Annotated in this window: 7 protein-coding genes; 2 read left to right on the top strand and 5 right to left on the bottom strand. The window is 60.0% G+C overall.

Going from position 1 to position 5850, the window contains the following annotated elements; translation table 11 throughout:
- Positions 1-118 precede the first annotated feature (118 nt).
- The gene (locus ACE04F_RS15755; RefSeq protein ID WP_486108072.1) at positions 119-346 is read left to right on the top strand and encodes a YheU family protein; all 228 of its coding nucleotides are present in this window, start codon (positions 119-121) and stop codon (positions 344-346) included.
- Here ACE04F_RS15755 and csrA read toward each other — a convergent pair.
- From csrA to ACE04F_RS15740, 3 genes are all read right to left on the bottom strand, one after another.
- Positions 343-534, bottom strand: coding sequence for a carbon storage regulator CsrA (gene csrA / locus ACE04F_RS15750; RefSeq protein ID WP_486108070.1), 192 nt, complete (start codon positions 532-534; stop codon positions 343-345). The genes ACE04F_RS15755 and csrA overlap by 4 nt on opposite strands.
- Positions 535-680: 146 nt before the next feature.
- Positions 681-1013, bottom strand: coding sequence for a YnfA family protein (locus ACE04F_RS15745; protein ID WP_486108163.1), 333 nt, complete (start codon positions 1011-1013; stop codon positions 681-683).
- A 63-nt stretch (positions 1014-1076) separates the two neighbouring features.
- Positions 1077-1886: an SDR family oxidoreductase gene (locus tag ACE04F_RS15740; RefSeq protein ID WP_486108068.1), complete on the bottom strand. Its 810-nt coding sequence runs from the start codon at positions 1884-1886 to the stop codon at positions 1077-1079.
- A 269-nt stretch (positions 1887-2155) separates the two neighbouring features.
- Here ACE04F_RS15740 and ACE04F_RS15735 point away from each other — a divergent pair, with 269 nt between their 5' ends.
- Entirely contained in the window at positions 2156-2308 is a 153-nt protein-coding gene (locus ACE04F_RS15735; RefSeq protein WP_018606531.1) for a DUF3309 family protein, read from the top strand.
- Between the two features lie 56 nt (positions 2309-2364).
- Here ACE04F_RS15735 and ACE04F_RS15730 read toward each other — a convergent pair whose 3' ends face one another.
- Together ACE04F_RS15730 and speE are read right to left on the bottom strand one after the other, a co-directional pair.
- The gene (locus ACE04F_RS15730; protein ID WP_486108066.1) at positions 2365-4458 is read right to left on the bottom strand and encodes an LTA synthase family protein; all 2094 of its coding nucleotides are present in this window, start codon (positions 4456-4458) and stop codon (positions 2365-2367) included.
- Positions 4459-4841: 383 nt separating this feature from the next.
- Entirely contained in the window at positions 4842-5717 is an 876-nt protein-coding gene (gene speE, locus ACE04F_RS15725) for a polyamine aminopropyltransferase (protein WP_486108064.1), read from the bottom strand.
- Between the last annotated feature and the right edge of the window lie 133 nt (positions 5718-5850).

Genomic DNA, 5850 nt, shown 5'->3' with positions numbered 1-5850 from the left:
CCATCCATGTGGGAGCGAGCCTGCTCGCGATGAGGCCCACATGGGTCTACGGAACTCAGGCTAGCCGCAGCAGCGCATCCGCCGTAGCATCCGCTCTATTGTTTTGCGGAGCCCCATCATGCTGATCCCCTACGACCAACTCGAAGTCGATACGCTCACCCGCCTGATCGAGGATTTCGTCACCCGCGACGGCACTGACAATGGCGACGATACCCCGCTGGAAACCCGCGTCCTGCGGGTCAGGCAGGCGCTGACCAAAGGCCAGGCCATGATTGTCTTCGATCCGGAAAGCGAACGGTGCCAATTGATGCTCAAGCACGACGTGCCCAGACATCTGTTCGATTAACCGACCTTGCGGTCGGACAGGGCCTTTTTCTTCTGGATCCTGTCGTAGACTTCGGCACGATGAACCTCGACCTGCCGGGGCGCATCGACGCCGAAGCGCACAGTGCCGCCGCTGATCGACAGCACACGGACGGAAATGTCATCACCAATGGAAATCAACTCACCTACGGTACGGCTTAATACGAGCATGGTCTTGTCCTTAAGAGTGAATGGACATTGACCATGCACGGCCTGTTTTCCGAGCACAAGATACCGGCGGCAATTCAGTAAGCCCCTACAAGCAAAGATCCGTTGGCTGAAGGAAATGTCCTGCAAAACCCCACCGAAACGTCGGTTCACGGTCCGGAAAAACGCGGACCGAACAGAATCACGCTAGCCCCCACGACACAGAGCGCCATACCGATCCAGTCGGAACCCAGCGGTCGCACCCGCTCCACCACGACCAGCCAGCCGATCGAGGCGATGATGTAAATGCCACCGTAGGCGGCATAGGCGCGACCGGCATAAGTGGCTTCGATGCGTGTCAGCAACAGGGCGAACACTGTGAGGCTGAGCAGCGCCGGCACGACCCACCAGGCGCTCTTGCCCTGGCGCAACCACATCCAGAAGGCGTAGCAGCCAGCGATCTCGAACAGCGCGGTGAGAAAAAACCACAGGTAATTGAGCATTGTCATGTCCATCAGGAAGGCACCAATGGCGCCATCCTGAGGACACCCGGCAATCCGGTCAACTCAGGCCTGCCGGGCCTTGGCGCGCATCTTGTCGGCCATGGCGGTCATTTCGTCATACAGCAGCTGCGGATTCTTCTGTTTGACGGCCCAGGCCATGCGTCCCTGCTCGTGAGGCAGGATCATGAATTCCCCTTGGGCGACATGCTGGTAGATGTAATCGGCAATGTCCGCCGCGGTGATCGGCGAGCTTTCCAGCAATTTGCCCACCTGAGCCTTCATGGCCGGGGTCGGGCCGCGGAACGAGTCCAGCAGGTTGGTCTGGAAGAACGATGGACACACCACATGCACGTCGATTTCCTGCTGGGCCAGCTCGATCAGTAGACTTTCCGACAGCGCCACGACGCCGGCCTTGGCCACGTTGTAGTTGCTCATGGCAGGCCCCTGCATCAGCGCCGCCATGGAAGCGATGTTGATAATCTTGCCGCGGCTTTTTTCCAGCAGCGGCAGGAACGCCTTGCAGCCCTTGACCACGCCCATCAGATTGATCGCGATCTGCCAGTCCCAATCCTCCAGCGAAAGTTCGCTGAAGAACCCGCCTGAAGCCACGCCGGCGTTGTTGACGATGATGTCGATGCCGCCGAGCTTCTCCTCGCAGGCCTGGGCAAATGCGGTGAGCTGGCTGTAGTCGCGCACGTCACAACGCTGGACGAAACCCTCGCCCCCGGCGTCGCGCACTAGCCTGAGGGTTTCCTGAAGGCCTGGTTCGCTGACATCAGACAGGGCCAGGCGCCAGCCTTCACGGGCCCAGCGCAGCGCGATTTCGCGGCCCAGGCCAGAGCCGGCACCGGTGATCATCATGCGATTTTGCATAGGGAAACAGCCTTGTTGTTCCGGGAGAGATGCGCCGAGTGTAGCGAAGGACCCGAACAGACCCATGCACCATCAGATTGCTGAATGGCGAGGGCAAACCGTGGAGGGTTTTGAAAGGCAGCGTCTGGCATCAATAGACTGACAACAAAAAACATTGAATTTTTTACAGGACGTTACGGTCGGACTTAATAAGCCGCCCGGATTTAATGCATGCGCGCTGGCAGTTGAAAGTTACATCACTCCAGAACTGACCAATAAGGAAATCAACAATGGGCACTATACTTATCATCATCCTGATCCTCCTGCTGATCGGTGGCCTTCCGGTCTTCCCGCACTCCAGAAGTTGGGGTTATGGCCCGTCCGGTATCATCGGCGTCGTGCTGGTCGTGCTGTTGATCTTGTTGTTACTTGGCAAGATATAAAACACCAAGCGTAAAAAAAGAGGCCTTCAAGGCCTCTTTTTTATGCGTCGCGATTATCAGTCCGGCTTGCCGTCAACAACCCCGGCGGTGTTATCCAGCAGGCTCTTGGTCGCGGTTTGCAGGAACGCCTCGAGCTTGAGTTTCATCTCTGCGGTGTCCGGTGCGTCCGGGATGATCTCGGCATGCGGATTGGCACCCAACTGGTAGCGGAACAGCTTCGCTGGCATGGCCTTTTCTTCCGGCAGCACCAGGACTGTGTCGTCGCGAATGATCGCGGTGGTCTGGTCGCTGCCCGATGGTTTGATTACGCCAAACCCTGTATCGCCTGGCGGCAGGTTCAACAGGTCACGGCCCCAGCACTGGTTGCGCACTTGCCCACCGAGCCGTCCCATGATGGTCGGCACGATATCGACCTGGGTACCCACGGTGTGGCTGCGCTGGCCGAATTTTTCCTGGATGCCCGGGCCGATCAACAACATCGGCACGTTGAAACGGCCAAGGTCCATTTCGCTGATCTGGCGCTCGTTGCCGAAGCCATGGTCGCCGACCACGACGAACAGGGTCTCCTTGAAGTAAGGCTCCTTGCGCGCCTTCTCGAAGAATTGCCCCAGCGCCCAATCGGAGTAACGCATCGCGGTCAAATGTTCATTCAGTCGACCACGGTCGGTGACCGGCGCGACCGGCAACGGCGTCGGCAGTGCGTAGGGCGTGTGGTTGGACAGGGTCTGCAACAACGCATAGAACGGCTTGCCGTTCTCGCGCGCCTTGAGTTCGATCAGGCCACGGTCGAACATGTCCTGGTCGGACACGCCCCAGGTCGGATCGGAGAACACCGGGTTCACATAGTCATTGCGACCGATGAACGTGGTCATGCCCTGGTTGCTGAAGAAACCCGACTGGTTGTCCCAGGCAAAATCGCCGTTGTAGACATACACATCGTCGTAGGCACGCGCACTGAGCAGTTGCGGCAGGCCCGAGAGCTTGTGGCTGCCTTCCGGTGTCTGCATCAGGTATTCAAAACCCGGCAGGTTCGGGAAACACGCCATGGTGGCGAACATGCCCTGGTGGGTGTGGGTGCCATTGGAGAAGAAACGGTCGAACAAAAGGCCTTCCTTGGACAGCTTGTCCAGGTAGGGCGTTATGTTGCCCGGCGCGCCCAAGGCGCCCACCGAGTGCCCGGCCATGCTTTCCATCAGGATCACGACTACGTTCTTGATCGGCAGTGTCTTGTCGGCCGGCGGCGTGTAGTCGCGTCTTACCGCGGCAGTTCCGGCGTCGACGAGCTTGTCGTCGGGCATCACCAGCATGTCGCGCACGGTCTGCTGTGCCAGCGACGACTCGAGGGTGGCTTTCCAGACATTGTCACGGTGTTCGGACATCCGGCTCTTGGCCGCCGCCACCAACGACAGCGTACCGTTGAGGCCCAACTGGTTGGCGAAGTTCGAATTGGTGGTATAGACGTCGCCCCAACGCAGCGGCGGGCCTTGACGCAAGGTGCCACGAGCGGCGGCCACTGCCACCACCAGGCAGACCAGGAATACCGCGACGCGGCCATACCACGGGGCGATCTGACGGGTGCCGATGCTGCCGCCACTGAAAGGACCGCGCGGCCGGGTAGCACGATCGGCGCCCTTGAAGGCCAGGGCCAGGATCAGCGTGCCGCCGGCCCAGGCCAGCAGGTAACGTACCACCGGAAAACCGTACCAGAGCATGCTCATGACGGTTTTCGGGTCTTCCTGCACATATTGGAAGACCAGGCCGTTGAGGCGCTGGTGGAACTCGCGATAGAAGTCCATCTCCATCAAGCCGAGGAACAGCGCGACGCTGGACGTGACGGTCAGCCAGAAACGAAAGAACCCACGTGCCGCCATCGCCCGAACGCTGAACAGGGCCAGCAGCAGCGGAATGCACAGGTAGACCACCAGGCGCAGGTCGAAACGCAGGCCATTGGCAAACGCTTCGACGAAGGTAGACGCCGGCGTATCGAGGATCATCTCGCGGTTGTAGACCAGCAGCGCAACGCGCAGCAGGCTCAGCATGACCATCATCACCAACGCACAGAGCAACGTGTAGGCCAGGTGCGATTTGACGGTCGGTTGCAGCAGGCGATGCGTGGTGCGCTGCTGACTCAGGGCGTCCGGAATTGCCATGTCGTTTGAGGACCTATTGGAGTTGGAGTGACGAATAGAACAACGGCGCGCCCTCTGTTGGCCAGATATCCGGCCCGGGGCTTGCGCAAGTGCGCGAATGTCGCATGAACGGCTATGGCATTGCCATTAAATAACCGCTGGCGACAAAGCGCGGGGAATTGTCGACAAGACTTGGTGAAAATTTCGTTCAATGAATATCTGGAAACACAAAAGCACCCCAGCGCTCTTGTGGCGAGTGAGCTTGCTCCCGCTGGGCTGCGAAGCGGCCCCCACCACACGCGGAGGCAAATGGGTGTGTCAGGTAGATCCAGGAGGGCCGCTTCGCGCCCCAGCGGGAGCAAGCTCCCTCGCCACAGAAGCATCTCGCCTCAATTGCCGGGGCTTCAGTCGTTGCTCGGCTTGTTGATCGCCTGCAGCACATATTGCGGCATGGCGAAGGCGCCCAGGTGGATCTCGGGGTTGTAGTAGCGCGTCACGATACCGCTGCCAATGAAGCGCTCGCGCAGGGTTTCGCGAGAAAGCCTGCGGTGAGCGGTATCAGTCGAGCCCCAGGCGAACGTCATGGCGCCGCCGATGTAGGTCGGCACGGCGGCCTGGTAGAAGTGCCAGTCGGCGAACAGACCGTGCAGCCGCCCGGCGGTGGTCTGCACTTCGCCCAGCTGCATGAACGGCGTGCCGTTCTGGGTCACCAGGATCCCGCCTTCGTTCAGGCAGCGATGGCAAGCCTGGTAGAAGTTTTCCGAGAACAGCACTTCGCCCGGGCCGATCGGGTCGGTGGAGTCGGAAATGATGACGTCGAATTTTTCCTGGGTAGTGGCGACGAAACGCATGCCATCGTCGATCACCAGGTTCAGTCGCGGGTCGTCGTACGCACCCTTGGAGTGGTTGGGCAGGAACTCCTTGCACATGTCCACCACCGTGCCATCGATCTCCACCATGGTGATGTGCTCGATGCCGACGTGCTTGGTCACTTCACGGAGCATGCCGCCGTCACCGCCACCGATGATCAGCACGCGCTTGACTGCGCCATGAGCGAGGATGGGTACGTGGGTGAGCATCTCGTGATAGATGAACTCATCGGCTTCGGTGGTCTGGATGACACCATCCAGGGCCATGACCCGGCCCATGCGCGGGTTTTCGAAAATCACCAGGTGCTGGTGCTCGGTGCGCACTTCGTGCAGCAGCTTGTCCATGCGAAAACGCTGGCCATAGCCTTCGTAGAGGGTTTCCAGGTAGTCGCCGGTCGGGGTGGTCGTCATGGTCAGGTGCTCCGATCAATACGCGTTGGCCAGTGAAGGCTCGCAAAGGCGCGCATTCTACGACGCTGGGGATGACAGGTCGAACCTTCTACTGTCTGACTCCGCAACGCAGCCTTGGGGGGGGGGGGGGGGG

Source organism: Pseudomonas sp. AGC41 (genome assembly GCF_057334555.1).
The sequence above is the reverse complement of the archived record's forward strand: the minus strand, read 5'-3'. Positions and strand labels throughout refer to the sequence as shown.

What these genes read in the sequence shown, in the direction of transcription:
- ACE04F_RS15755 (WP_486108072.1), top strand. Translation starts at nt 119, where the DNA reads ATGCTGATCCCCTACGACCAACTCGAAGTCGATACGCTCACCCGCCTG.
- csrA (WP_486108070.1), bottom strand. Translation starts at nt 534, where the DNA reads ATGCTCGTATTAAGCCGTACCGTAGGTGAGTTGATTTCCATTGGTGAT.
- ACE04F_RS15745 (WP_486108163.1), bottom strand. Translation starts at nt 1,013, where the DNA reads ATGCTCAATTACCTGTGGTTTTTTCTCACCGCGCTGTTCGAGATCGCT.
- ACE04F_RS15740 (WP_486108068.1), bottom strand. Translation starts at nt 1,886, where the DNA reads ATGCAAAATCGCATGATGATCACCGGTGCCGGCTCTGGCCTGGGCCGC.
- ACE04F_RS15735 (WP_018606531.1), top strand. Translation starts at nt 2,156, where the DNA reads ATGGGCACTATACTTATCATCATCCTGATCCTCCTGCTGATCGGTGGC.
- ACE04F_RS15730 (WP_486108066.1), bottom strand. Translation starts at nt 4,458, where the DNA reads ATGGCAATTCCGGACGCCCTGAGTCAGCAGCGCACCACGCATCGCCTG.
- speE (WP_486108064.1), bottom strand. Translation starts at nt 5,717, where the DNA reads ATGACGACCACCCCGACCGGCGACTACCTGGAAACCCTCTACGAAGGC.